Genomic DNA, 24,098 nt, shown 5'->3' on the forward strand with positions numbered 1-24,098 from the left:
AACCATGACCTTGAGAAACGCCGTATCCGCGCTGATCGTGCCGGCCCTGCTGATGTGCGCCGCGCCGGCGAGTGCCGGCAACACACTGATCGCCAAGGGGCAGGCCGTCGCGGTCGCCAAATCGGCGCTGACGATCCTGCCCGACCGCGAGTGGAACAAGATGGGCGCGCGACCGGGCCGAAATTCGGAGACGTGGACGCTCGACGGCGATGGCCTGAACGATGTCACCTTCTACGGCGGGATCGAGACCGACCGCACCTTGTTCCGCGAAGTCAGCAAGCGCGTGAAGCCGCTGCCGCGTTTCAGCGCGACGATGCTGCTGACCGATATTCCGGCGCTGCTGGAAAACAGCTATCGCATCGCGCTCGCCACGCCCTTGATGACGATCGAGAGCGTCGCGCCCTGCGCCTTCGTCGGCGCGAAGGGTGTTACCTTCACCTACAGCTTCACGCGGCCGAACGAGGACGTGCGCCGCAAGGGCGAGGGCTATGCCGCGATCATCGCGGGCAAGCTCTACATGGCCACCTTCGAAGCGCCCGACATCTATTATTACGACCGCGACATCGCCGGCTTCCGCGCGCTCGTCGCCAGCGCGCGGATCGGAGCGCCGCCCCAATCCTGACGTCATGCCGGCGCGAGTCCGGGGTGGCGGTCAGCGCAGGTTACTGCGCGTCGTCATCCTGATTCTTCACCACGCCGCCGGTGCCGCCGACGCCGTCGGCCTCACCTTGCCGCGCGAGCGGATCGGGTTCCGGGCCGCCTTCACCACGCTCGACCGCGTCCTTGCGCGCCTCGACGATCTGCTGGAGATCGCTGCGGTCGTCCTTGCGCGGCGGATAGGCATCGGGGGATTCGGGCGCGCCGCTCATGCGAAATCTCCGAGGTCGGTGGGCTGTCCGGGCGCGATCGCCGGGTCGCTGGTCGGCATTGGTGCCGGCACATCGATATCCGGGGCGACCGGCGCCACCTCGGGCGGTGCGGTCTCGGGTGTACCGGGCTGGCTCGGCTGCGGGGGCAGTTCGGTGGGGGGTGTGGTTGCCATCGGGTTTCTCCTCTGTCCGACATCAAACGAACCGGCCCCGCGCGAAGTTTCACGAAGATTCCACGCGCGTGACTCCGTGGCTTGCCCCGCCGCCGATCCTTGCTATAGACGCCCCCCACACCCGACGGTGTCCTGTGCGGGCGTGGCGGAACTGGTAGACGCAGCAGGTTTAGGTCCTGCCATCGCAAGATGTGGGGGTTCGAGTCCCTTCGCCCGCACCAGTCGCCGCCGCATGCAGGGGCGCCGCGATTCTGATTCGTGAAGAGGCCTGAGAAGACCCATGCAGACTGTCGAGACGCTCAACGAGGGGCTCAAGCGCGCCTACACCCTGACCATCACGGCCGCCGAGATCGATTCGAAAGTCGATGCCGAGCTGAAGCGCGTCGCGCCGCAGATCAAAATGCCCGGGTTCCGCCCCGGCAAGGTGCCCGCCAATCTCGTCCGCAAGATGCATGGCCCGGCGCTGACTCAGGACGCGCTCAACTCGGCGATCCAGGAAGGCATCCAGACGCTGATCGCCGAACAGCGGCTGCGTCCGGCGATCCAGCCGTCGGTCGCGCTCGATGAAGGTTTCGAGATTGGCAAGGATGCCGAGGTCAAGGTTTCGCTCGAAGTCCTGCCCGACGTGCCCACGCCCGCGATCGACGGCCTCAAGCTTGAGCGCCTGACGGTGCCGGCCGGTGACGCCGAAGTCGATGCGCAGGTCGCCAAGTTCGCCGAGCAGCAGAAGAAGTGGGACGACGCCGCCGAGGACCATGAAGCCGCGCAGGGCGATCTCGTCACCGTCGATTTCGTCGGCAAGACCGCCGATGGCGTCGCCTTCGATGGCGGCACCGGCACCGACATGGGCGTCGAGATCGGCTCGGGCCGCCTGATCCCCGGCTTCGAGGACCAGCTTGTCGGCGTGAAGATCGGTGAAGAGCGCGTTCTCAACGTGACCTTCCCGGCGGATTACCCGGCCGAGAACCTCGCCGGCCAGCCCGCCACGTTCGAGATCACCGCGACCAAGGTGCAGACCCCGGGCGAGACCGTCATCGACGACACGCTCGCCACGTCGCTCGGCCTCGAGAGCCTCGAACAGCTCAAGGGCTTGCTCAAGGGCCAGATCGAGCAGGAGCTCAACGGCCTCACCCGCACCCACATGAAGCGCAAGCTGCTCGATCAGCTCGCCGAGGGCCATGATTTCGAAGTGCCGCCGACGATGGTCGAGGCCGAGTTCGACCAGATCTGGCAGCAGCTCCAGCACGAAGCGACTCACGAGGCCGATCCGGCCGCCGCGCTCGAAGAGATGGAGAAAGAGCGCGACGATTACCGCAAGATCGCCGAGCGGCGCGTTCGCCTCGGCCTGCTCCTGTCGGAGATCGGCCAGGCCAACGGCGTCGAAGTGACTCAGGTCGAGATGAACCGGCTGATCGCGCAGGCCGCCCAGCAGTATAACGCGGACGATCGTCAGCGTTTCCTCCAGTACATCCAGCAGGAGCCGATGGCGGCAGCCCAACTCCGCGCGCCGCTGTACGAGGACAAGGTTGTCGATTTCCTGTTCGAGAAGGCCGAGATCACCGATCGCGAAGTGACGCGCGAAGAGCTTCAGGAAGCGATCGAGAGCGAAGACGGCTTCGCCAGCGGCACGCATGTCCACGAGCATCACGATCACGACCATGATGAGCATGACCACGAAGGCCATGACCACGATCACGCTCACGGCGACGATCATGACCATGCCGACGAGACCGAGCTGAAGGCCGATGATTCGGCCGAGCCGGCCCCGGCCGAAGCGACCGCCGAGGAGCCGGTGAAGAAGGCTGCGACCAAGAAGCCAGCCGCCAAGAAGGCTGCGCCGAAGGCCGAAGCCGAAGCGGGCGAAGCCACCGCCGAGCCCAAGAAGCCGGCCAAGAAGGCCGCCGCCAAGAAGACCGAGGCCTGAGCCGCACGACCCCGCCGCGTGACCACACGCGGCGGGGTTGAGCAGCGTTGAGCGATTAGGGGCGGGACTTGTCAGAACCACGCATCGCCGTCCTGCTCCCCTGCTATAACGAGGAAGCCGCGATCGCCGCGACGGTGGCGGGGTTCCGCGCCGCGCTGCCCGGCGCCGACATATACGTGTACGACAACAACAGCCGCGACCGCACAGTCGAGGTCGCGCGCGCCGCCGGCGCGATCGTCCGCACCGAGCGCATTCAGGGCAAGGGCGCGGTCGTGCGCCGCATGTTCGCCGATGTCGATGCCGACGTCTATGTCATGGCCGATGGCGACGCGACGTATGACGCCGCCTCGGCGCCGGCGATGGTCGCCCGCGTGCTCGACGAACAGCTCGACATGATCGTCGGCGCGCGCATCACCCAGATCGACGCGGCCTATCGGCGCGGCCACCGCTTCGGCAATGCGGTGCTGACCGGCATGCTCGCGCGGCTGTTCGGGCGCAGCTTCACCGATATCCTGTCAGGCTACCGGGTGTTCTCACGCCGCTTCGTCAAGAGCTTCCCGGTGCTGTCGGCGGGGTTCGAGATCGAGACCGAGATCAGCGTCCACGCACTCGAACTGCGCATGCCGGTCGCCGAGGTCGCGACACCCTATTACGAGCGGCCGGAAGGGTCCGCCTCCAAGCTCAGCACCTATCGCGACGGCTTCCGCATCCTGCGCACCATCGTCCAGCTCTACCGGATCGAGCGCCCCGTGCTGTTCTTCGGCGCGATCGGTGTGGCGCTGGCGCTGATCGGCGTGCTGCTCGCGGTGCCGCTGGTCATCACCTACATGCACACGCATCTCGTGCCGCGCCTGCCCACGGCAGTAATGGTGACCGGCCTGATGATCCTCGCGGCGCTCTGCCTGTTCGCCGGGCTGATCCTCGACACGGTGGTGCGCGGCCGCCGTGAGATGCGCCGGCTCGCCTATCTCTCGCACCGCGCGCCGGGCGTGGAACGCCGCGAGGGTTAGCGGATCGCGCCAACCGCGCGAGGCGCACTTGCCAAGTCCCGACGGAGTGCCGATGTAGGCGACCGCAAGGGCATAAAGGACGTACAGATCATCATGCGCAACCCGTTCGACACCGGCGATTTCATGGCTCCCCTCAGCGCGGCCGGGCTTGTCGCCCCCGGATATCAGGGCCAGCCGACCCAGGCCGGCCTCGTTCCCATCGTCATCGAGCAATCGAACCGCGGCGAGCGCAGCTTCGACATCTATTCGCGGCTGCTGCGCGAGCGGATCATCTTCGTGACCGGCGGGGTCGAGGATCACATGGCCTCGGTCATCACCGCCCAGCTTCTGTTCCTTGAGTCGGAGAACCCGAAGAAGGACATCTTCATGTACATCAACTCGCCGGGCGGTGTCGTCACGGCGGGCATGGCGATCCATGACACGATGCAGTACATCCGGCCGCGCGTCGGCACGGTCTGCATCGGGCAGGCGGCGTCGATGGGCAGCTTCCTGCTGTCGGCGGGCGAGCCGGGGATGCGCGTGGCGCTGACCAACTCGCGGATCATGATCCACCAGCCCTCGGGCGGTGCGCAGGGCATGGCCAGCGACATCGAGATCCAGGCGCGCGAGATTCTGCGGATGCGCCATTTCCTCAACTCGCTCTACGCCAAATACACTGGCAAGACGCTGGAGGAGATCGAGAAGTCGATGGACCGCGACAATTTCATGTCGGCGGACGAGGCGAAGACGTTCGGGCTGATCGATCAGGTGTTCGATAAGCGCCCAGCGATCGCCGAAGACGGCAGCACTCCGCCGGCGCTGCCCGCCGTCTGAGGCCATGTTCGGGGGAGCGCCCCGTCGCCGGTCTACGGCGGTGGGGGGGCTTCCTTCGTCCGGGATATGACCGACCTGACAGGCGGTGCCGCGCCGCTTGTTACGCCGCAAACTGTGCCCATATCACCGCTCATCAGGCCGTAACCGCCGGGCTGAAGCGATATTCGGCATTGCCCGATAGCCAGAAACGCGCCTAGTCTGTTATGCTTTCGTCCCCACAAGGGGCATTGGGACACGAGATTTTATGACCAAGCTGAGTGGCGGCGATTCGAAAAGCACGCTGTATTGCTCCTTCTGCGGCAAGTCGCAGCACGAAGTGCGCAAGCTGATCGCCGGGCCGACCGTGTTCATTTGTGATGAGTGCGTCGAGCTGTGCAACGACATCATCCGCGAAGAGACCAAGTCCGCTCTGGTCTCGAAGAAGGACGGCGGCGTGCCGACCCCGCAGGAAATCTGCGACGTCCTCGACGATTATGTGATCGGCCAGAAGCGCGCCAAGCGCGTGCTGTCGGTGGCGGTGCACAACCATTACAAGCGCCTCAACCACGGCCAGAAGGGCGCGGATGTCGAGCTTGCCAAGTCGAACATCCTGCTCATGGGACCGACCGGCTGCGGCAAGACGCTGCTCGCCCAAACCCTCGCTAGAATCCTCGACGTGCCGTTCACGATGGCCGATGCGACGACGCTGACCGAAGCCGGTTACGTCGGCGAGGATGTCGAGAACATCATCCTCAAGCTGCTCCAGGCGTCCGACTATAACGTCGAGCGGGCGCAACGCGGCATCGTGTACATCGACGAAATCGACAAGATCAGCCGCAAGGCCGAGAACCCGTCGATCACGCGCGACGTGTCGGGTGAGGGCGTGCAGCAGGCGCTGCTCAAGCTGATGGAAGGCACCACCGCGAGCGTTCCGCCGCAGGGTGGCCGCAAGCATCCGCAGCAGGAATTCCTGCAGGTCGACACGACCAACATCCTGTTCATCTGCGGTGGCGCGTTCAGCGGCATCGAGAAGATCATCGGGGACCGTCTGCAGGGCAAGTCGATCGGCTTCGGTGCCTATGTCGCCTCGCCTGAGGAACGCCGGACCGGTGAGACGCTCAAGGCGGTCGAGCCCGAGGATCTGCTCAAGTTCGGACTCATCCCCGAGTTCGTCGGCCGCCTGCCGGTGATCGCGACGCTCGAGGATCTCGACGTGCCCGCGCTGGTGACGATCCTGACCGAGCCGAAGAACGCTTTGGTGAAGCAGTATCAGAAGCTGTTCGACATGGAGACGGTCAAGCTCGGCTTCACCGACGACGCGCTGACGCAAGTCGCCAAGAAGGCGATCGACCGCAAGACCGGCGCACGCGGGCTGCGCTCGATCCTCGAAGGCATCCTGCTCGACACGATGTTCGACCTGCCCGGCATGGACGGCGTCGACGAGGTGATGATCGACAAGGACGTGATCGAAGGCCGCAAGGAACCGATCCGCGTCTACGCGAAGAAGGACAAGGCGGGGGCTGGGGCGGCCTGACCGTATGGAGAGGCGGCGGGGCTTTGAAGTTCCGCCGCCTGCTCGCTTGCCTATTTTGACGTCGTTCGTTGGATGAGTTGGTAAACGGATCTGGCGTTTTCGATTTGCTGAAATTGCGGAGTCGCATCAAAGGCGGGCGACCAAGTCCCAAACCCGTTGTTTACGAAGAAAGACTGCGCCGCGCCGAACCGGATCGAGCCGGTTCCGTTTGTCTTCTCTTGCAATTCAAGTGCCGGTAGGCGCGCAAGATCAAGTGACTTGATCGAACTCGACCAGCCGGATCGGGAGATCAGGATGCGTTGATCGGTTACCGCATAGGTGATCGACCGGCGGACTGCGATATCGACAAGAAATCTGCCGACAATGACGTAGACGCCCATCACCAAGAATGGAATTCCGAAGAGCTTGAACTCAAGTGGAGCGTCGGTTGTCCAAACTTGAATATTCCAAAATAGCGCGAAGCCGCCCCAGAAGAGGCTGAAAGGGATCAAAAAAATCTCGACCGGTCGTAGAATCAGTCCGGTGCCGGGGGAGCCTGTCCACACGATCTTTTCACCCGGCAATAGGTGATTTGAAATTGTATTGCTCATAATTCTCCCCCTGAGCCTACTTGTGTGTAACGAGACCAACTAGGCCCCGACCTCACCGCGCCTTCTGCGCATCCCGCCACGCCTGAAACGCCTCCAGCGCCGCCGAACGGCGCAACACCCGAGCATCGGGATCGATCACGACATGCGCGCCCGCCGGCGCTGCGATCCGCCCGGTGCCGTCCGCCATTGCCAGCCTTACCGACCGGTCGCCGATCTGCACCGTCACCGGCATCGGGAAGACGCGCCCGCCCGGCGCCACCCAATGCAGGTTCAGCGTCCCGCCGCTCCGCTCGCTCAACAGATCGGGTAGCCCGGCCTGGCGCAGATAGACGTCGAAGAACCAGCCATAATCCTTGCCGGTCACCCGCGCGACGATCGCCTGATAGCCAGCGCTGGTCAGGAAATGCGGTGCGAAATTGCCCGGCCGGGGATCGCTGCGCCCGTACACTGCCAGCCGAGTCACCTCTCGAAACGCGCGGTCACCGATCAGCCAGCGCAGGGTGTGGAGCATCCACGAACCCTTGTAATAAATGTCCTGCCCCGGCCCGCCGCGATCGACGCGGTAAACATCCTCTTCGGTGCGGGAGGCACCCGACACCATAGGGCGCAGATTGGTGATCTTGTTGCGCTCGTCGTCGAGCATCGTCGCGTAGCGGGCATCGCCCTCGCGCCACCGCCCGTAGAACGGCTGCATGTAGGTGGCATAGCCCTCGTGCAGCCAGAAATCGTCCCAGTCGCGGGCGGAGAGTTGGTTGCCGAACCATTCGTGCGCGAATTCATGCTGGAACAGCCAGTCGAACCCCTCGGGCGCCTTGGCATAGCCATTGCCGTAGGCGTTGATGGTCTGGTGCTCCATGCCCTTGTGCGGCGTCTCGACCACGCCGAGCTTCTCGTCACCGAACGGATAGGGGCCGATCTCGCTCTCGAAGAAATCGAGCGTCGGCGCGAACTCGGCGAACAGCCCGCGCGCCTGTGCGTCTTCACCGGGCAGATACCAGTAGAACAACGGGATCATGTTGCCGAACCGGCTTTTGTAGCTGCCCGACAGTTGCTCATACGGCCCGATGTTGAGCGCGATGCCATAGGTGTTGGGGTGTTTGACTCGCCAATTCCAGGTCGTGCGCCCGTCGGCGAGCGTATCGACGCCGAGCAATTTTCCGTTGGAGGGCGCCTTCAGGCCAGCCGGCACGGTGATGTGCAGCGTCGCCGCGCCGGGCCGTCCGGTCGGGAAATCGAGGCACGGCCAGAACAGGTCGCAGCCATAGCCCTCGGCGGTGGTCGCCACCCACGGGCGGCCATCGGGGGTCTTGGCCCAGACGAAGCCATCGTCCCACGGCGCCTTCACCGCGACATGCGGCGTGCCGGCGTACGTGATACGCGCGACCACGCGCCCGCCCGCCACGAGGGGATGCGGCAGCGTGATGGCCAGCTTGCCGTCCGGGTTGGCCCATGCGCTCGCCGGCAGCGCCACGCCGTCGATCGCGATGTCGCGCACCGGCAGGTTGCGGTCGAGATCGACCAGCAGCCGCGTAAGCGGCGCGCGCGCGGTGAAGGTCAGCGTCGCCACGCCGGCGATGCGTTCCTCTGCGGGAAACACCTCGAAGCGCAGATCGGCTGCCTCGAACGAAAGCTTTGCCTGGTCGGGATCGACCGGCCCGCCTGATCGCGCGGTCTGCGGCGTCAGCGCCGGCTCGCCGGGGCCGGGCAGGTCGGCGGCGCCGAGCAGCAGCGCGGCGAGCGGCAAAACCGCTGTACAAACCCTCATGCCGCGACGATCGGAGAACGACGATTGATGGAAGCGCTCTGCGCACCATATAAGGAAGAACAAGGCGCGTCGCTTGCGCCCCTCGGAGTGTTCATGACCCAAATCTACCCTGTGCTGCCGCTGCGCGATATCGTTGTGTTCCCGCATATGATCGTGCCGCTGTTCGTGGGTCGCGACAAGTCGGTCGCTGCGCTGGAAGCGGCGATGGCTGCCGACAAGGAAATTTTCCTCGTCGCGCAGCTCGATCCGGCTGAGGACGATCCCGACCGCGACGATCTCTACGACATCGGCGTCACCGCCACCGTCCTGCAATTGCTCAAGCTGCCCGATGGCACGGTGCGCGTGCTGGTCGAAGGCAAGAAGCGCGCGAAGTTCACCGATCTCGACACCGCCGAGGGCCATCTGACCGCGTCGGTCGAGCTGGTGGAAGGTGCTGAGGGCGAAGAGGATCTCGACGCCGCCAGCAAGCAGGTCGCGCACGAAATCGCCGCGCTGATGCGTTCGGTGGTCGATCAGTTCGAAAATTACGCCAAGCTCAACCGCAAGCTGCCGGCGGAAACCGCGGTGCAACTCGGCGAGATCGAGGAGCCGAGCCGGCTCGCCGATTCGGTCGCCGCCAACATTTCGGTCAAGGTGTCGGACAAGCAGGCGCTGCTGGTCGAGACCGATCCGGGCAAGCGGCTCGAAATGGTCTATGCCTTCATGGAGGGCGAACTCGGCGTTCTGCAGGTCGAGAAGAAGATCAAGAGCCGGGTCAAGCGCCAGATGGAGAAGACCCAGCGCGAATATTACCTCAACGAGCAGTTGAAGGCGATCCAGCGCGAGCTCGGCAATGAAGGCGAGGAAGGCGAGGGCGACGAAATCGCCGAGCTGACCCAGAAGATCGCCACGCTCAAGCTCTCCAAGGAAGCGCGCAGCAAGGCGACCGCCGAGCTCAAGAAAATGAAGACGATGGCGCCGATGTCCGCCGAGGCGACCGTCGTGCGCAACTATCTCGACGTGCTGCTCGGCCTGCCGTGGGGCAAGAAGTCGAAGATCAAGCGCGACATTTCGGCGGCGCAGGCGGTGCTCGATGAGGACCATTATGCGCTCGAGAAGGTCAAGGACCGGATCATCGAATATCTCGCGGTGCAAGCGCGCACCAACAAGCTGAAGGGGCCGATCCTGTGCCTCGTCGGCCCGCCCGGCGTCGGCAAGACCAGCCTCGGCAAGTCGATCGCCAAGGCGACGGGGCGTGAGTTCATTCGCCAATCTTTGGGCGGTGTGCGCGATGAAGCTGAAATTCGCGGCCACCGGCGCACCTATATCGGCTCGCTGCCGGGCAAGATCGTCACCAATCTCAAGAAGGCCGGCACCAGCAACCCGCTGTTCCTGCTCGACGAGATCGACAAGCTCGGCCAGGATTTCCGCGGCGATCCGGCCTCGGCGCTCCTCGAAGTGCTCGATCCCGAGCAGAACGCGAAGTTCCAGGATCATTACCTCGAAGTCGATATCGACCTCTCGGATGTGATGTTCGTGACGACGGCGAACACGCTCAACCTGCCGCAGCCGCTGCTCGACCGCATGGAGATCATCCGGCTGGAGGGGTATACCGAGGACGAGAAGGTCGAGATCGCTCAGCGCCACCTGATCGCCAAGCAGATCGAGGTGCATGGCCTCAAGCCGGGTGAGTTCACGCTCACCACCGAGGGGCTGCGCGCGCTGATCCAATATTACACGCGCGAGGCGGGCGTCCGCACGCTGGAACGCGAGATCGCAAGGCTCGCGCGCAAGGCGCTGCGCCGCATTCTCGAAGGCAAGGACGTGACCGTCACGATCACGCCCGACAACATCGGGGATTTCGCGGGTGTGAAGAAATATCGCCACGGCCTCGGCGAAGAGGAGAATCAGATCGGTGCGGTTACCGGCCTCGCCTGGACCGAAGTCGGCGGCGAATTGCTGACCATCGAGAGCGTCACCGTGCCCGGCAAGGGCGCTGCCAAGGTGACCGGCAAGCTCGGCGACGTGATGAAGGAATCGATCGAGACCGCCTACAGCTTCGTCAAGGCGCGCTCGCCGAGCTATGGCATCAAGCCCAGCCTGTTCGCGCGCAAGGACATCCACATCCATCTGCCCGAGGGCGCGGTGCCCAAGGATGGTCCGTCGGCGGGTGTGGGTATCGTCACCTCGATCGTCTCGACGCTGACCGGAGTTCCCGTCCGGCGCGAAGTGGCGATGACCGGCGAGGTGACGCTGCGCGGCCGCGTGCTGCCGATCGGCGGATTGAAGGAGAAGCTGCTCGCGGCGCTGCGCGGCGGCATCACCACGGTGCTGATCCCGCAGGAGAACGAGAAGGATCTTGCCGAGATTCCGGCGAACATCCGCGACGGCCTCAAGATCATTCCCGTCAGCCATGTCGATGAGGTGCTGCGCCTCGCGCTCACCGCGCCGATCGAGCCGATCTCCTGGACCGAGGAAGATGATCTCGCCGCGCAGCCGCCAGCGGGTGTCGCCCCGATCGGCGGCGAACGTCGCCACTGATCGTTAACGCGGCGGAAGGACGAAATTCCGCCGCGTTTTAGCGAGGTTTATCGCATTTTGCTTTGACAGCCCCGGCCCGCCTGTCGTTACTGGAACACCGGCTTTCAAGCCGAGAATCAGTTTCCATTGTAACGGGGGTTCCGCGGGCATGAACAAGCAGGAGTTGATCGGCACGGTTGCCGACGCATCCGGTCTCGGCAAGGGCGATGCGAGCAAGGCGGTCGAGGCGGTGTTCGACGCGATCTCCGAGGCGCTCAAAAAGGGCGATGAGGTTCGTCTGGTCGGTTTCGGGACGTTTTCGGTGAGCAAGCGCAAGGCGTCGACCGGCCGCAACCCGCGCACCGGCGAGCCGATGACGATCAAGGCATCGTCGCAGCCGAAGTTCAAGGCGGGCAAGGGCCTCAAGGATTCGGTGAACTGACGATCCGAATCGGCTGGAGGGGCTGGACAAGCCCCGATGGCCTGTCTTAAGAGGCACGGAACAGGGCGGCGACGAGCCGCCCTATTTCGTTGGCGAAAGCCAAATGAAGCATCGCGGTCCCACCGGGGCCAAGGCGATGGGCGCGTAGCTCAGCGGTAGAGCACACCCTTCACACGGGTGGGGTCACAGGTTCAATCCCTGTCGCGCCCACCATGCCCGACGGCATGGAATTCCGTCACCCCGGCGAAGGCCGGGGCCGCTAGATATCTTGGCGGAACGGGTGGTCCAAACACAGCGGCCCCGGCCTTCGCCGGGGCGACGCATCATCCCCACCGCCGCTCGCGAAACCACTTGGTAATCACATACTTGGTGCCCGCGCGCACCTTCATGCCGTGGTGGATCGTCGCCGGGTTGAGCGTGCCGTCCGCGCGGCGGTTGTTCCACAAGATGAGCTTGCCGGTCTCGGGCTGGATGATCTTGTCGATCGCCTTGAAGCGCGTCGCGCCGCCGGCTTCGGGCGCGTTGAGATAGATCATCGCGGTCCAGGTGCGATTGCCGGCGACGCCGCAGAACCGCTCGAAGTCGATGCCGGTCGGCGTGAAATAGTCGGTATGCGGTTTGAACTCCTGGCCGACCGCATAGCGTTGCCCTTGCATCGGCTCGCCATGTGCGCCGTCGAGTCCGGTCAGCGCGAGCAGCTTCGCCTCGACTGCGGCCACCAGCGGATCGGCGGCATCGAGATCGCCGGTCTCGCTGGTGCGATAGCGCGAATCGCCGTCGTGGTCGGTCAGGGTGGATGGCCGGCGCACCGCGTCGATCCGCGCGCACAGCGCCGCGCAGGTTTCCGCGTCGAGGAAGTGCCGGCGCAGGAACAGCATAACCTTCGGGTTCGGCACGCGCTGCACCTCAGGCTGCGCGGCAAGATGCGCGGCGATCCCGGCCGAGGGTTCGCCGGAGCCGAAGCGGGGTACGGGGGGATCGATCGTGTGCATGGTCCGTGCGCTGTAGCCAAAAGCACACGCCGCCTGCCAGTGTGCGGCGCACACGCGGAAAAGGTTCACACGATCGCCCCGGGACTGTAACACGCTGTCCCTAGCGGTACGGCGGGTGCCGGGGTGGATTTTTGGAATGCGATTGGTTCTCGATCCGCGCGCCCGGGCGCTGTTGCGCCGGCTGCCCCGGGTCACGGTCTATTCGGCGGCCGAACTGGCGCTGATCGCGGTGCTGGCGGTGCAATGCGCGCGGCTGGTGTGGGCGGTGGTGACGCCGGTCGCGCCGCTCGGCGACTGGCGGCCCGTCGGAGTCTCGGTGCCCGGCGCGCCGGGGGACGTGCTGCGCAGCTTCGATCCGTTCTTCCGCCTCTCGGGCGGCGACGCGCAACCGTCGACCGTCACCTCGCTCCAGTTGACGTTGTTCGGTACGCGGATCGACGGCGCGATGGGCGGCGGCTCGGCGATCATCGCCGGGCCGGACGGCGTCCAGAAGAGCATCGCGGTCGGGCAGGAGGTCGCACCCGGCGCGACGCTCAAGGCGGTCGCGTTCGATCACGTCACGATCGACCGTGGCGGTGCGACCGAAGAGCTGTTCCTCGCGCAAGGCGATGCCGGCAGCACACCGCCGCCAGCCCCGCTGCCGCCCTCCGCGCCGCTGTTAACGCCGGGTGCGCAGCCGACCGGCCTCACGCTTTCGCAGCTTCGCGCCGAAACCGGCATCATCCCACGTGTCGATGGCGGGCGCGTGAGCGGTCTCGTCGTGCGGCCGCAGGGCGGCGCGACCGCGTTCCGTCAGGCGGGCCTGCGCGACGGTGATGTCGTCACCGCGATCAACGGCCGGCCGGTCAGCGGGGCTGGCGATCTCGAACGTCTCGGCGGGCAACTCGCCGGCGGCGGCACCCTCTCGATTACGGTCGAACGCGGCAGCCAGACGCTGCCGCTCGCCATCACGATAGCAGGTCCATGAACAAACTGATCCTTGCCCCGCTGCTCGCGCTCGCCTGCGTCGGTCCGATCGCCGCGCAGACGACGATGAACGTGCGCGATGCCGATGTCCGCGCCTTCATCGCCGATGCCGCGCGGGTGACCGGGCGGACCTTCATCATCGACGCGCGCGTGCAGGGCAAGGTGACGGTCGTCACCGACCGACCGCTGTCGCGTTCCGAATATTTCGAGGTGTTCCTTTCGACGTTGCGCGCCAACGGCCTCGTCGCGGTGCCGACCTCGAACGGCGCGTTCCGCATCCAACCGATCGACAACGCCGCATCGCAGCCGAGCCGGGTCGGCACCAATGGCGCGGCGCGCAACAGCCTCGTCACCGAGATCGTGCGGCTGCGCGCGATCGACGCCGCCTCGGCGGTCGATACGGTGCGCGGGCTCGTCAGCACGCAAGGCTCGGTGACGGCGAATCGCGGCGGTAATTCGGTGGTGATCGTCGATTTCGCCGATAACGTGCGCCGCGTCCGCGAAGTGCTGCGCCGGATCGACACCGACAACGCTTCCACCCGCGTGATCGCACTCAAGAACGCCGGCGCGCGCGAGATCGCCACCGCCTTGCAGGCGCTGGCCGGGCAGACGAGCGGCGGCGGATCGGCGCAACCCGGCAGCCCTTCGGCAGTGAGCGTCGTCGCGGTTACCAGTTCGAACGCGGTGGCGCTGCGTGGCGATGCGGCGAGCGTCGCACGGCTGGCGGCGGTCGCGCAGGATCTCGATGCGCGCGCCAAGAACGGCACCGAGATCAAGGTGATCTTCCTCGAAAACGCCGATGCCGAGCAAATGCTGCCGGTGCTCCAGCAACTCGTCGGCCAAGCGCCGACGCCGGTGCAGACCCAGCAGCTTTCGCAATCGACCTTCGGCGGCACCAGCGGCAGCGGATCGAGCGGATTCGGCGCCGGTACGCCCAACACCAACATCGTCCCTCCACAGAACCAGCCGGTGCAGGCTGGGACCGCACCGACGCAAGCTGCGGTCACCGCCGAGGGTGGCAAGACCGCCGCTGTCGTCACGCGCTTCGCCGGTGCCAATGCGATCGTCATCGCCGCGCCCGCCGAGGTGCAGCGGCAATTGTCCGAAGTGGTGCGCCAGCTCGATACGCGGCGCGAACAGGTGCTGGTCGAGGCGATCGTCGCCGAAGTGTCGGATGCAACCGCAAGCAAGCTCGGCGTCCAGTTCCTCCTCGCCGGGCTGCCGGGCAGTGGCGTGCCGACCTTCGCGACCAGTTACAGCAATTCCGCGCCCAATCTGCTGACCATCGCCGGCGCGGTCGGCGCTCGCTCGCTCGCTACCACCACGACTACGGTCAACGGCAACACCACCGTTACCACCACCAACAACGCGGTGAGCGATACGCTCGCCCAGTCCGCGCTCTCCTCCATCCTCGGCGCCACCGGCGGGTTCGGCGGCGGCGCGTTCAACATCGGCAAGAACGCGATCTTCGGCGCGATCATCAACGCGGTGAAGTCCGACACCACTTCCAACCTGCTGCAAGCGCCATCGCTGACCACGCTCGACAATCAGGAAGCGCGAATCCTCGTCGGGCAGGAGATTCCGGTCACGACGGGGCAGGCGCTCAGCCAGAATTTCGACAACGCCTTCCGCACCGTCCAGCGCGAGAACGTCGGCATTCAGTTGCAGGTCCGCCCGCAGGTCAATTCGAGCGGATCGATCAAGCTGATCCTGCATCAACAGGTCAGCTCGATCGCGGGGCCGGTCTCCAGCGACAACAGCGACCTGATCCTCAACAAGCGCGAGGTCGAGACGACGATGACGGTCGATGACGGCCAGATCGCCATCATCGGCGGGCTGCTCAGCGACGACGAGCGCCGCACGATCGAGAAGGTGCCGCTGCTCGGCGACATTCCCGCGCTCGGCCAGTTGTTCCGCTCCAAGGCGAAGCAGCGCACCAAGACCAATTTGATGATTTTCATCCGCCCGACCGTGTTGCGCACGCCGGAGGACACGCAGCGCCTCACCGCGCAGCGCTACGGCTATCTGCGGCTCCAACAGGGCCAGCAGAACCCGGTCGATGAGCCGTCGATCGACCAACTGGTGCGCGATTACATGGGCGCGGCCCCGCCAATCCCGAGCGCGCCGGTGCCCGGCAACATCGAAGACCCGCGCATCGGCGTGCCGGTGGTGCGCAACTCGACTCAGATCGTCCGACCGGAGAAATGACGATGGACTCGGTGCTCGACCTTGCCGAACCCGCACCGCTGCCCGCCGGCATCGTCTCCATCCCCTATGCGTTCGCGCGGCGCTTCGGCGTGGTGCTCGGCGGTGCCGTGGACGGGCATCTCTCGGTCGCGATGCGCGAGGGTGGCGATCCCAAGGTGCTGCTCGAACTACGCCGGCATCTCGCCCAGCCGTTCGATATCGGCATCGTGCCGGCGGATGCGTTCGATCGCCTGCTGTCCGATCGTTACGCGATGGACGGGCAGGCGGCGGCGATGGCGGCGGGCGGGATCGGCATGGCGGGCGAGCTCGACATCCTCGCCGGTGATTTGCCCACCGCCGACGATCTGCTCGACACCGCTGACGATGCGCCCGCGATCCGGCTCATCAACGGCATCATCGCCGATGCCGCGCGCAACGGCGTGTCGGACATCCATATCGAACCCTATGAGACTGGCCTGGTCGTGCGGATGCGGATCGATGGGGTGCTGCGCGAGACGCTGCGCATGCCGCCGCATGTCGCGCCGGTGGTGGTCAGCCGCGTCAAGGTGATGGCGCGGCTCGACATCGCCGAGCGGCGCATCCCGCAGGACGGTCGCATCGGGCTGACGTTGGGGGGCAAGCTGCTCGACGTGCGCGTCTCGACCTTGCCGAGCCGCGCGGGCGAGCGGGTCGTGTTGCGTATCCTCGACAAGGAGAATGCCGGCATCACGCTCGACGTGCTCGGCATGACCGAGGCGATGAATGCGATGCTCAAGGCCACGCTGACCGAGCCGAACGGCATCGTCCTCGTCACCGGGCCGACCGGATCGGGCAAGACCACGACACTCTACGCCGCGTTGCGCCTGCTCAACGACGGCACCCGCAATATCCTGACGGTGGAAGACCCGGTCGAATATGCGGTCGATGGCGTTGGCCAGACGCAGGTCAACCCCAAGGTCGGCCTCACCTTCGCGGCGGGCTTGCGCGCGATCCTCCGGCAAGACCCCGACGTGGTGATGGTCGGCGAAATCCGCGACCGCGAGACCGCCGAGATCGCGGTCCAAGCCTCGCTGACCGGGCATCTCGTGCTGTCGACCGTCCACACCAACGACGCGGTCGGCGCGATCACCCGCATGCGCGATATGAAGATCGAGCCGTTCCTGCTCGCCTCGACGCTGCGCGCGGTGATCGCGCAGCGGCTGGTGCGGCGCTTGTGCGAGCACTGCCGGCGGCCGGTGCAGGCGTCGGGATCGGTGTCGGCGTTGCTCGGCTTCGATACCGGCACGGTCGTCTATGAGGCGGTCGGCTGCGACGAGTGTAGCCACAGCGGCTTCAAGGGCCGGATAGGCGTGTTCGAGGCGGTACGGATCGACGAGACCTTACGCCGCCTCATCAACGACGGCGGCGACGAATCGCTGATCGCGCGCCATGCGTTCCTCCACGCGCAGAACCTTGGCGCGGCGGCGCGGCAATTGGTGCGCGAGGGCAAAACCACGCCGGAGGAGGCGGTACGCGTGTCGCGGCGTGATATGGCGGATGTCGAAGCGCCGCTGCTGCCTGAAGCTGAGGTCGCTGGCCGTGACTAACGCGCAACCTGCTCCCCTCCCTGAAAGGGAGGGGCTGGGGGTGGGTCGGCTCACGAGGAAACGCCTCGGTTGCCGCAACCCGACCCACCCCCGACCCCTCCCTTTCAGGGAGGGGAGTAGTAGAAGAAGGGCTGGCCGTGCCTGACTTCGACTATCTCGTCATCGACACAAAGGGCCGCGAGGTGCGGGGCCATGTCGCATCCCCCTCGATCGACGCCGCGCGCGCCACGCTCGATCGCAAGGGCCTGTACGTCCTAAAGCTCGAAGCCGGCGCGCCGCCGCCGCCACGCGGCAAGGCGTTGTTCTCCAACGTTCGCATCGGGCGGCGGCGGATGAACACCAAGCAGCTCACATTGTTTACGCGCCAGCTCGCCACGCTCAACCGCGTCTCGCCGCTTGAAGAGGCGCTCCGCACGATCACGCGGCAGACCGAGCAGGATCATGTCCGCGACATCGTCCATTCGGTCCATGCCGGCGTGGTGGAGGGGCGTCGCCTCGCCGACTCGATGGCGCGCGAGCCGAAGAGCTTCCCGCCGCTGTACCGCGCGATGGTCGCGGCGGGCGAGCGATCGGGCGCGCTGCCTGAAATCCTCGAACGGCTCTCCGCGCTGCTGGAGCGGCAGGCCGAGATCAACGGCAAGATCCTGACGACGCTCGCCTATCCGACCGTGCTCGCGCTGGTCGCGACCGCCGTCGTTACCGCGCTGATGATGTTCGTCGTGCCGCAGGTGGTCGAGCAGTTCGATACCGTCGGCCAGCAATTGCCTTTGCTGACGCGCCTCGTGATTGGCGTGTCGCACGCGCTGGTCGGCTGGTGGTGGCTGATCGTGCTGGTGATCGTGCTCGCCGGAATCGGCTTCTGGCAGGGCATGAAGCGCCCCGCGATCAAATACGCCTTCGACAGCCGGCTGTTGCGTTTTCCGTTGCTTGGCCGGCTGCTGCGCGATCTCCACGCCGCGCGGATGGCGCGCACGCTCGCGACGATGGTGGCGAGCCGCTTGCCGCTGCTCGACGGGCTGGTGTTGACCTCGGGCACGATCCACAACGCCCGGCTGCGCCGCGCGACCGACGAGATCGTCGAGGCGATCCGTGGCGGCGGCAGCCTGTCGGCGGCGATGCTGCGCGCGGGCGTATTCCCGCCGCTGCTCACCTATCTCGTCGCGTCGGGCGAGGCGGCGGGGCAGCTCGACGAGATGCTCGCGCGCGCCGCCGACTATCTGGAGCGCGAGTTCGACCGCTTCACCGCGACCGCTTTGTCGCTGCTCGAACCGCTCATCATCGTCGTGATGGGGGGCGTCGTCGCGACGATCGTGCTATCGATCCTGCTGCCGATCCTCCAGCTCAACACGCTGGCCGGCCAGTGATCTCATGAGGACCGACATGACCCGACCCCGCACCGTCAAACGCCGCCGCAAGCAGGACGGCTTTACCCTCGTGGAATTGATGGTGGTGATCGTCATCATCGGGCTGCTCGCCGCGATCGTCGTCATCAACGTCTTCCCGAGCGGCGACAAGGCGCGCATTACGCGCGCCAAGGCCGACATCGCCACGATCGAGCAAGCGCTCGAACTCTACAAGCTCTCGAACGGCGCGTTTCCGTCGACGTCCGATGGCCTGAACGCGCTCGTCAACGCGCCGGCGGGCGGCGATCCGTCCAAATACCAGAAGGGCGGCTATCTCAAGAAGCTGCCGCTCGACCCCTGGAACAAACCCTATCTTTATGCCTCCCCCGGCCAGCACGGCGAGGCGGACGTCTGGACGCTCGGCGCCGACGGCAAGGATGGCGGCGAGGGCGTCGATGCCGATATCGGTAGCTGGGAGTAACCGGAAGCCTGAGCGCGAGCAGGGCTTCACGCTGGTGGAGTTGATGATCGTCGTCACCATCATCGGCCTCGCCTCGGCGGCGGTCGCGCTGAGCCTGCCCGATCCGCGCGGCCGGCTGACCGACGAGGCGGCGCGCTTCGCTTTGCGCGCCCGTGCGGCGCACGATCTCGCCATCGTGCAGGCGCGCCCGGTCAGCCTCTGGGTGACGCCGGTGGGCTACGGCTTCGAAGTGCGGCGCGACGGGGCATGGCAAGCGATGTCCGATAAGCCGCTGCAAGTGACGAAATGGGGCGCGGGCACGCAGGCGACCACCGGCATCGCCGGGCGCGACCGCGTGGTGTTCGATTCGACCGGCATCGCCGACCGCCCTTTCGAACTGCGCCTGCTACGCGACGGCGAGGCCCGCGACGTGCATGTCGGTGCCGATGGGACGGTGCGGGTCGATGGTTGATCGCGCAATCCGTTCGTCTCGAGCGAAGTCGAGGGACCGATCGGGCGCGCAGGTGTCTCGACTTCGCTCGACACGAACGGTTTGGGTATCGATCATATCCCTCGACTTCGCTCGGGACGAACGGGGTTCGCGCGGCTTCACCCTCATCGAAATGATGGTCGCGCTTGCCGTGTTCGCGCTGGCCGCGCTCGCGCTGATCCGGCTCGAAGGCGCGACGATCCGGGGGGCTGGCATCCTCGATTCGACGCTGACCGGGCAGATCGTCGCGCGCAACGTCGCGATCGAGGCGGTGACGGATGCGAAGCCGCCCACGCTCGGCATCGCCAGCGGCACCGAGCAGAATGGCGGCAAGGCATGGCGCTGGACGCGCAACGTCGCCGCGACGGGGGACTCGCGAATCCTCAAGATCGACGTGACTGTGACCGACGGTGATGGCCGCCCGGCGGGCAGGCTGACGATGATCCGGTCGGGGAGTGGATCGTGACCCGCAGACACCACCGTTCCCCCGCGAACGCGGGGGTCCAGAGTCACGGACGCAACACTGCTTGGCCCTGGGCCCCCGCCTGCGCGGGGGCACGTTCGCGGGGCCGCGAACGTGGCTTCACGCTCGTCGAAGTGATGATCTCGCTCCTCATCTTCGGCATGCTGGCCGCCGCCGGGGTCGCGTTGCTGTCGTTCAGCGTGCGTGCGCAGGGGGTGATGGCGGGCAAGCTCGATGACACCTCCGCGCTCAACCGCCTCGCCTCGATGCTGCAAGCGGATCTCGCGCAGGCCTCGCTTCGCCAGACGCGCAATGATCGCGGCGATCCGCTGCCCGCCTTCACCGGCGAGCGCGGCTCCGGGGCCACCCCGATGATCCGGCTGGTGCGTGGCGGCTGGAGCAATCTCGATGGCGCGCGTCGCGCCGGGTTGCAGAAGGTCGAATACCGGCTCGACGGCGATACGCTCATCCGTATCGCCTATCCGATGCTCGACGGCGCGGCGCCGTATCCGCCGACCGCGATGCTCGTGAAGGTGCGGCAGGTCGGCCTGCGCTACCGCGTCAACGGCGCGTGGAGCGACCATTGGGAAGGTTCGCCGCAATCCCCGCTGCCGCAGGCGCTTGAGATGCGGCTGGTGCGCGACGACGGCACTGAGTTCCGCGAACTGTTCCTCGTCGGCACCGGCTATGGCGAACGCAAGGGTGGCTGAGCATAAGCCCTCCGAAACCGGCGCCGCGCTGCTGACGGTGCTGCTGCTCGTCGCGGTGATCGCGGTGCTGGCGGCGACCGCGCTCGAACGACTGCGTATCGCCATCAAGCTCGGCGGCAATGCGGTCGCGCTCGATCAGGCGCGCGCCTTCGCGGAAGCCGGCGAGGCGCTGGCGATCAACCGGATCAGCGATCTGCTCGGGCGCGACGCCACGCGCGTGTCGCTGGCGGGCGGGTGGAGCGACACGCCGATCCCGCTGCCGGTGACGGGCGGCATCGCCACGCTGCGCATCACCGACGGCGGAAATTGCTTCAACCTCAACGGCCTCGTCACCAAACAGTCCGACGGTCGCTATGTCGCCAATCCCGACGCAGCGACGCAATTTGCGAATCTGATCCGCCTCGTCGGCGCGCCCGCGCGCTCGCCCGAGGGGATCGCGGCGGCGGCGACCGACTGGATCGACAGCGACACGCAGGCGCTCAGCGGCGGCGCGGAGGACGGCGGCTATGCCGGCCTCGAAACGCCCTACCGCACCGCCAATACACTGATGACCGACCCGAGCGAACTGCGCGCGGTGATGGGTGTCACCCCCGAAATCTATGCGGCGCTGCGGCCTTGGCTTTGCGCGTTGCCGGTCGCCGAGCCGACGATGCCCAACGTCAATACGGTGCTGCCCGAACAGGCGCCGCTGCTCGCGGTGCTGATGCCCGGCGCGCCCAACGTCGCGGCGGTGCGCAGCGCGCTGCTGAGCCGGCCCGTGACAGGCTATGATGACACTTCGAAATTCTGGCAGTCGTCGGCATTCGGTGCAGCCGGGAACTATGGCGACGCGACACAGAAGAGCGCCGTCACCACCAAATGGTTCGCGCTGCGCACGGATGTGACCGTGAACGGCACCGATCTTCAACAAAACAGCCTGATCGACGCATCGACCCTTCCCGCACGGCTCGTCTCGCGGCAATGGGGCGAAGTGTCATGAGCGAAACCCTCGTCCTGTTCCTGCCCGGTGCGACCGCGCCGTGGCGCTGGCTTCGCGTCAAGGATGGCGTGGTCGCGGCGCGCGGCGAGGGGTTGCCGGTGCTGGCGCCCGATAGCGCGCCGCCGGTGGTGGTGACGCCAGCCGATGCGGTGACGTTGCACTGGGCCGAACTCCCCGATCGCTCTGCCGCGCAAGCGGTGACGGCGGCGCGCATCCTCGCCGCAGACGCGAGTGCCGCGCCGCTCAGCGACGTGCATGTCGCGGTCGGTCGCGAGGCGAGCGGCGGCGAACGTCCGATCGGCGTCGTCGCGCTCGCGCAGATGCGCGGCTGGCTCGACCTGTTGGCGGCGAACGGTGTCGAGGCAGGGGTGTTGTTGCCCGCCCCGCTGCTGCTGCCGCGCCCAGACAGCGGGTTCGTCGCGGCCGATCTGGAGGGGGAAGGCGTCGTGCGCGGCGCGACCACGGGGTTCGCCGACGAAGCCGGGCTGACCGAGCTCGTTACCGGCGGCGTCGCGCCGGAACGTCTGGACGGTGCGCAGCGCGATGCGGCGATCGTCGCGGCGGTGGCGGCACCCGCGCTCGATTTGCGGCAGGGCGTGTTCGCACGCCGCACGCGGTTCACGGTTGACTGGGCGCTGATGCGCCGGCTCGGCTGGCTTGGGCTGGGTATCCTCGGCGTCAGCCTCGCGATCACGATCGTGCAGATCGTGAAATATGATGTCGCCGCCGCCGATCTCGAACAGCGTGCCGATCTCGCCGCGCGCGCTGGTTTGCCGCAGGGCGAGACCGTCAACGATGCCGACCGCCAGCTCGACGCGCGGCTGGCGCGGCTGCGCGGGCCGGGGCTTGGCTTCAGCCGCACCGCCGCGACCGTGTTCAGCGCAGTGCGCGCGGTGCGCGGTGCGGAGGTGACAAATCTCGCCTTCGCGTCCGACGGCACGCTCCGCGTTGGCATCGCGGCGGACGGCGAGGGGGCGGCGACCGATCTCCAGCAGCGGCTTCGCGCCGCCGGCCTCACGGTCGATCCTGGCGCGGCGCTGACCGCGTCGGGCGGGCGGATCACGGGAACGCTGACGGTGAAGCCGCAATGATCGCGACGTTCAAACTCTGGTTCGACGGTCGCTCACGCCGCGAGAAGCACCTGCTGATCGTGATGGCGGCGCTGTTCGTCGTCACCATCGTCTGGGCATTGTACCTTCCGATCGGTGATGCGCTCGCGACGGCGAAGACGCGGTACACCGATGCGGTGATCCGCCTCGGCGAAACGCAGACCCGCGTGCGAGCGGTCGAGATGCTGCGCAGGCGTGGCGGCGCGCAGCTTGCCGGCCCGCTCGACACCGTGATCCGCGACCGGGCCAACGAAGCCGGGTTCGATCTCGCCAGCGTCGGGCCGGCGCCGGGCGGTGGCGTTCAGATCGCCATCGCCAAGGCGAAGCCCGCCGCGCTGCTCGGCTGGGTCGCGACGCTAGAAGGCAGCGGCATCCTCGTCGATTCGCTCTCGGCGACCGACAATGGCGACAAAACGGTGGCGGTGCAGATGACGGTCAAGGCGCAGGGCCAGTGAAGCGGATTCGCCTGACCACCGGCCCGGTCGCGATCTTCGGCGCGGTGTTCGTGGTGGCGCTGCTCGCCTTGCTGCCGATGCGCGTGGCGCTCGGCGCGATCGGCGTGGGCGAACAGGGGCTGACCGCACGCGCGGTCGAAGGCAGCATCTGGGGCGGCACGCTGCGCGAGGCGCAGGTCGGGCGGATCGCGCTCGGCGATCTGCATGTCGCGGTGTCGCCACTCGCGTTGCTGGTCGGGCGCGCGCGCGTTGCGCTGACCGGCAAGGCGACCGATCTCGGCCGCAGCGTCGATGGTGCGATCGAGATCAGCCGCCACAGCTTCGGTCTGTCCGGCATGAGCGCGAGCGTGCCGACCGGCAACATCTTCGCGCCCGCGCCGATTTCTTCGCTCGATCTCGATTCGGTCGATGTCCGCTTCGAGGGCGGCAATTGCGTGCGTGCGAGCGGCCGCGTGAAGGCATCGCTGAGCGGTGATATCGGCGGCGTCGCGCTGGGGCAGGGCATGGCGGGCGAGGCGCGCTGTGACGCGGGTGCGCTGCTGTTGCCGCTCGCCAGCCCGGCGGGGGCCGAAAGCGCGGTGCTGCGGCTGTGGCAGGACGGGCGCTACCATGCCGACCTGACGATCCGCTCCGATGATCCGGCCGCGGCGGACCGGCTTGCGCGCGCGGGATTCCAGCACGGCGACACGGGATATGTGCTTTCGATCGAAGGAAAGCTTTGACGGCCTTGACGGGTCGCCCTCCCGCCCGCTAGGAGCGC

Annotated in this window: 24 protein-coding genes and 2 tRNA genes; 21 read left to right on the forward strand and 5 right to left on the reverse strand. The window is 66.7% G+C overall.

From position 1 onward, the window contains the following. Positions 1-4 precede the first annotated feature (4 nt). The gene (locus tag EWE75_RS02075; protein ID WP_130155039.1) at positions 5-622 is read left to right on the forward strand and encodes a hypothetical protein; all 618 of its coding nucleotides are present in this window, start codon (positions 5-7) and stop codon (positions 620-622) included. A gap of 40 nt (positions 623-662) precedes the next feature. Here the strand turns inward: EWE75_RS02075 and EWE75_RS02080 are convergent, their stop codons facing one another. Together EWE75_RS02080 and EWE75_RS24880 are read right to left on the reverse strand one after the other, a co-directional pair. Then, positions 663-869, reverse strand: coding sequence for a hypothetical protein (locus EWE75_RS02080; protein ID WP_069205879.1), 207 nt, complete (start codon positions 867-869; stop codon positions 663-665). Continuing rightward, complete coding sequence (locus EWE75_RS24880) at positions 866-1,042, reverse strand: hypothetical protein (RefSeq protein ID WP_165388239.1); 177 nt, start codon at positions 1,040-1,042, stop codon at positions 866-868. The genes EWE75_RS02080 and EWE75_RS24880 overlap by 4 nt, the downstream gene beginning before the upstream one ends. 136 nt (positions 1,043-1,178) lie before the next feature. Between EWE75_RS24880 and EWE75_RS02085 the strand changes: the two genes are divergently transcribed. From EWE75_RS02085 to clpX, 5 genes are all read left to right on the forward strand, one after another. Next, a tRNA-Leu gene (locus tag EWE75_RS02085) sits at positions 1,179-1,263 on the forward strand. Positions 1,264-1,322: 59 nt separating this feature from the next. After that, the gene (gene tig, locus EWE75_RS02090) at positions 1,323-2,966 is read left to right on the forward strand and encodes a trigger factor (RefSeq protein ID WP_130155040.1); all 1,644 of its coding nucleotides are present in this window, start codon (positions 1,323-1,325) and stop codon (positions 2,964-2,966) included. Between the two features lie 68 nt (positions 2,967-3,034). Continuing rightward, positions 3,035-3,976 carry a glycosyltransferase family 2 protein gene (locus tag EWE75_RS02095; RefSeq protein WP_130155041.1) on the forward strand — a complete coding sequence of 314 codons (942 nt, stop codon included), beginning with the start codon at positions 3,035-3,037 and terminating at the stop codon, positions 3,974-3,976. A gap of 93 nt (positions 3,977-4,069) precedes the next feature. Beyond that, entirely contained in the window at positions 4,070-4,789 is a 720-nt protein-coding gene (gene clpP, locus EWE75_RS02100; protein ID WP_130155042.1) for an ATP-dependent Clp endopeptidase proteolytic subunit ClpP, read from the forward strand. 244 nt (positions 4,790-5,033) lie between these two features. Further along, positions 5,034-6,302, forward strand: a complete 1,269-nt coding sequence (gene clpX / locus EWE75_RS02105) for an ATP-dependent Clp protease ATP-binding subunit ClpX (RefSeq protein ID WP_130155043.1) — start codon at positions 5,034-5,036, stop codon at positions 6,300-6,302. Positions 6,303-6,352: 50 nt separating this feature from the next. On the opposite strand, the gene EWE75_RS02110 is transcribed toward clpX, so the two are convergent. Together EWE75_RS02110 and EWE75_RS02115 are read right to left on the reverse strand one after the other, a co-directional pair. Further along, positions 6,353-6,892, reverse strand: coding sequence for a PH domain-containing protein (locus EWE75_RS02110; RefSeq protein WP_130155044.1), 540 nt, complete (start codon positions 6,890-6,892; stop codon positions 6,353-6,355). Between the two features lie 52 nt (positions 6,893-6,944). Next, positions 6,945-8,657: a M1 family metallopeptidase gene (locus EWE75_RS02115; RefSeq protein ID WP_130155045.1), complete on the reverse strand. Its 1,713-nt coding sequence runs from the start codon at positions 8,655-8,657 to the stop codon at positions 6,945-6,947. 93 nt (positions 8,658-8,750) lie between these two features. Here EWE75_RS02115 and lon point away from each other — a divergent pair, with 93 nt between their 5' ends. The 3 genes from lon (at position 8,751) to EWE75_RS02130 (ending at position 11,811) form a co-directional block, all read left to right on the forward strand. Continuing rightward, on the forward strand, positions 8,751-11,177 hold the full coding sequence (gene lon / locus EWE75_RS02120) for an endopeptidase La (RefSeq protein WP_130155046.1): 2,427 nt from the start codon (positions 8,751-8,753) through the stop codon (positions 11,175-11,177). 148 nt (positions 11,178-11,325) lie between these two features. Next, positions 11,326-11,598, forward strand: a complete 273-nt coding sequence (locus EWE75_RS02125; protein WP_093223901.1) for an HU family DNA-binding protein — start codon at positions 11,326-11,328, stop codon at positions 11,596-11,598. A gap of 138 nt (positions 11,599-11,736) precedes the next feature. Then, positions 11,737-11,811, forward strand: a tRNA-Val gene (locus EWE75_RS02130). Between the two features lie 110 nt (positions 11,812-11,921). On the opposite strand, the gene EWE75_RS02135 is transcribed toward EWE75_RS02130, so the two are convergent. Next, positions 11,922-12,590, reverse strand: a complete 669-nt coding sequence (locus EWE75_RS02135) for a prolyl hydroxylase family protein (RefSeq protein ID WP_130155129.1) — start codon at positions 12,588-12,590, stop codon at positions 11,922-11,924. Positions 12,591-12,726: 136 nt separating this feature from the next. Between EWE75_RS02135 and EWE75_RS02140 the strand changes: the two genes are divergently transcribed. The 12 genes from EWE75_RS02140 (at position 12,727) to gspN (ending at position 24,060) form a co-directional block, all read left to right on the forward strand. Next, on the forward strand, positions 12,727-13,557 hold the full coding sequence (locus EWE75_RS02140; protein WP_130155047.1) for a type II secretion system protein N: 831 nt from the start codon (positions 12,727-12,729) through the stop codon (positions 13,555-13,557). After that, a complete protein-coding gene (gspD, locus tag EWE75_RS02145; RefSeq protein ID WP_130155048.1) occupies positions 13,554-15,764 on the forward strand; it encodes a type II secretion system secretin GspD in 2,211 nt (736 codons plus the stop codon). The genes EWE75_RS02140 and gspD overlap by 4 nt, the downstream gene beginning before the upstream one ends. Beyond that, positions 15,761-17,329 carry a GspE/PulE family protein gene (locus tag EWE75_RS02150; RefSeq protein ID WP_427915759.1) on the forward strand — a complete coding sequence of 523 codons (1,569 nt, stop codon included), beginning with the start codon at positions 15,761-15,763 and terminating at the stop codon, positions 17,327-17,329. Before gspD ends, EWE75_RS02150 begins: the two co-directional genes overlap by 4 nt. 137 nt (positions 17,330-17,466) lie before the next feature. Then, a complete protein-coding gene (gspF, locus tag EWE75_RS02155) occupies positions 17,467-18,693 on the forward strand; it encodes a type II secretion system inner membrane protein GspF (RefSeq protein ID WP_130155049.1) in 1,227 nt (408 codons plus the stop codon). Positions 18,694-18,709: 16 nt separating this feature from the next. Next, positions 18,710-19,153, forward strand: a complete 444-nt coding sequence (gene gspG, locus EWE75_RS02160) for a type II secretion system major pseudopilin GspG (protein WP_165388240.1) — start codon at positions 18,710-18,712, stop codon at positions 19,151-19,153. After that, positions 19,128-19,604, forward strand: a complete 477-nt coding sequence (locus EWE75_RS02165) for a GspH/FimT family pseudopilin (RefSeq protein WP_130155051.1) — start codon at positions 19,128-19,130, stop codon at positions 19,602-19,604. The genes gspG and EWE75_RS02165 overlap by 26 nt, the downstream gene beginning before the upstream one ends. A gap of 94 nt (positions 19,605-19,698) precedes the next feature. After that, on the forward strand, positions 19,699-20,088 hold the full coding sequence (gspI, locus tag EWE75_RS02170; RefSeq protein ID WP_282432659.1) for a type II secretion system minor pseudopilin GspI: 390 nt from the start codon (positions 19,699-19,701) through the stop codon (positions 20,086-20,088). Beyond that, the gene (gene gspJ, locus EWE75_RS02175) at positions 20,085-20,795 is read left to right on the forward strand and encodes a type II secretion system minor pseudopilin GspJ (protein ID WP_282432658.1); all 711 of its coding nucleotides are present in this window, start codon (positions 20,085-20,087) and stop codon (positions 20,793-20,795) included. Before gspI ends, gspJ begins: the two co-directional genes overlap by 4 nt. Then, positions 20,788-21,774 carry a type II secretion system minor pseudopilin GspK gene (gene gspK, locus EWE75_RS02180; protein ID WP_231708160.1) on the forward strand — a complete coding sequence of 329 codons (987 nt, stop codon included), beginning with the start codon at positions 20,788-20,790 and terminating at the stop codon, positions 21,772-21,774. The genes gspJ and gspK overlap by 8 nt, the downstream gene beginning before the upstream one ends. Next, the gene (gene gspL, locus EWE75_RS02185; RefSeq protein WP_130155054.1) at positions 21,771-22,865 is read left to right on the forward strand and encodes a type II secretion system protein GspL; all 1,095 of its coding nucleotides are present in this window, start codon (positions 21,771-21,773) and stop codon (positions 22,863-22,865) included. Before gspK ends, gspL begins: the two co-directional genes overlap by 4 nt. After that, positions 22,862-23,338, forward strand: coding sequence for a type II secretion system protein GspM (gene gspM, locus EWE75_RS02190; protein WP_130155055.1), 477 nt, complete (start codon positions 22,862-22,864; stop codon positions 23,336-23,338). Before gspL ends, gspM begins: the two co-directional genes overlap by 4 nt. After that, a complete protein-coding gene (gspN, locus tag EWE75_RS02195; protein WP_130155056.1) occupies positions 23,335-24,060 on the forward strand; it encodes a type II secretion system protein N in 726 nt (241 codons plus the stop codon). The genes gspM and gspN overlap by 4 nt, the downstream gene beginning before the upstream one ends. Positions 24,061-24,098: the final 38 nt, after the last annotated feature.

Source organism: Sphingomonas populi (assembly GCF_004208535.1).
In the GTDB taxonomy this organism is placed as follows: domain Bacteria; phylum Pseudomonadota; class Alphaproteobacteria; order Sphingomonadales; family Sphingomonadaceae; genus Sphingomonas; species Sphingomonas populi.

Bases quoted from the DNA above. Each gene is read 5' to 3' on its own strand.
- EWE75_RS02115 (WP_130155045.1), bottom strand. From the start codon at position 8,657: ATGAGGGTTTGTACAGCGGTTTTGCCGCTCGCCGCGCTGCTGCTCGGC.
- EWE75_RS02110 (WP_130155044.1), bottom strand. From the start codon at position 6,892: ATGAGCAATACAATTTCAAATCACCTATTGCCGGGTGAAAAGATCGTG.
- EWE75_RS24880 (WP_165388239.1), bottom strand. From the start codon at position 1,042: ATGGCAACCACACCCCCCACCGAACTGCCCCCGCAGCCGAGCCAGCCC.
- EWE75_RS02125 (WP_093223901.1), top strand. From the start codon at position 11,326: ATGAACAAGCAGGAGTTGATCGGCACGGTTGCCGACGCATCCGGTCTC.
- gspD (WP_130155048.1), top strand. From the start codon at position 13,554: ATGAACAAACTGATCCTTGCCCCGCTGCTCGCGCTCGCCTGCGTCGGT.
- clpX (WP_130155043.1), top strand. From the start codon at position 5,034: ATGACCAAGCTGAGTGGCGGCGATTCGAAAAGCACGCTGTATTGCTCC.
- tig (WP_130155040.1), top strand. From the start codon at position 1,323: ATGCAGACTGTCGAGACGCTCAACGAGGGGCTCAAGCGCGCCTACACC.
- gspM (WP_130155055.1), top strand. From the start codon at position 22,862: ATGATCGCGACGTTCAAACTCTGGTTCGACGGTCGCTCACGCCGCGAG.
- EWE75_RS02165 (WP_130155051.1), top strand. From the start codon at position 19,128: ATGCCGATATCGGTAGCTGGGAGTAACCGGAAGCCTGAGCGCGAGCAG.
- EWE75_RS02075 (WP_130155039.1), top strand. From the start codon at position 5: ATGACCTTGAGAAACGCCGTATCCGCGCTGATCGTGCCGGCCCTGCTG.
- EWE75_RS02150 (WP_427915759.1), top strand. From the start codon at position 15,761: ATGACGATGGACTCGGTGCTCGACCTTGCCGAACCCGCACCGCTGCCC.
- lon (WP_130155046.1), top strand. From the start codon at position 8,751: ATGACCCAAATCTACCCTGTGCTGCCGCTGCGCGATATCGTTGTGTTC.
- clpP (WP_130155042.1), top strand. From the start codon at position 4,070: ATGCGCAACCCGTTCGACACCGGCGATTTCATGGCTCCCCTCAGCGCG.
- EWE75_RS02080 (WP_069205879.1), bottom strand. From the start codon at position 869: ATGAGCGGCGCGCCCGAATCCCCCGATGCCTATCCGCCGCGCAAGGAC.
- EWE75_RS02135 (WP_130155129.1), bottom strand. From the start codon at position 12,590: ATGCACACGATCGATCCCCCCGTACCCCGCTTCGGCTCCGGCGAACCC.
- EWE75_RS02140 (WP_130155047.1), top strand. From the start codon at position 12,727: ATGCGATTGGTTCTCGATCCGCGCGCCCGGGCGCTGTTGCGCCGGCTG.
- gspG (WP_165388240.1), top strand. From the start codon at position 18,710: ATGACCCGACCCCGCACCGTCAAACGCCGCCGCAAGCAGGACGGCTTT.
- gspL (WP_130155054.1), top strand. From the start codon at position 21,771: ATGAGCGAAACCCTCGTCCTGTTCCTGCCCGGTGCGACCGCGCCGTGG.